The following is a 575-nucleotide window of genomic DNA, read 5'->3' on the forward strand; positions in this document are numbered from 1 at the left end:
TTGCCGTGGCTGATCACGCAGACTGCGCAAAGCGGCATCGGCTTTGAAGACTGTCAGGACGGGTTTCGCTAGTAAACGGAAAAAAGCCCGGAAACATTGGGCTTTTTGGCGATTTTTTTCAGAGAATTCGATGCAGGCGGACTTTCGACTTTAGCGGGGTCTGCACGGTCCGCCAAGGGCTTTTCGTCACTCTGCAAAATAAACTTAAAAAAACCGTCAAAGTGCTTTTTTTATGTCATGGGTTTTGGAGTATTACGAAGACAGACCGCCGAAACCTGCAACACAGGTGGCGTCTTCCAAGACTCCTTTTGTGTGCAGTTCATCCAGGCCCTCGTGGATGAATTCGGCAGTCACTTCGAGGCGCAGCACCGCCCAGGTATTGCGTCGAATGGCTCCCACAAAGGTGACCGAGTATGGATGATCACGGACGTAGCCCTTCTTCCAACCAGCCAATCCTTTATGTACTCGATACCAACGTATTGATTCACGATCCAAATGCCCTGCTGAATTTCGAAAGAACACCACGTCGCGATCCCGATGACCGTGCTTGAGGAGCTGGACAAGCTCAAGAGCGG

At 51.0% G+C, this 575-nt stretch carries 1 pseudogene; it reads left to right on the forward strand.

Going from position 1 to position 575, the window contains the following annotated elements:
- Positions 1-413: 413 nt before the first annotated feature.
- Positions 414-575 (forward strand): annotated as a pseudogene (locus HT737_RS30745) (PIN domain-containing protein); the annotation flags it as partial.

This window comes from Pseudomonas sp. MD195_PC81_125 (assembly GCF_014060985.1).
Taxonomy (GTDB): domain Bacteria; phylum Pseudomonadota; class Gammaproteobacteria; order Pseudomonadales; family Pseudomonadaceae; genus Aquipseudomonas; species Aquipseudomonas parakoreensis.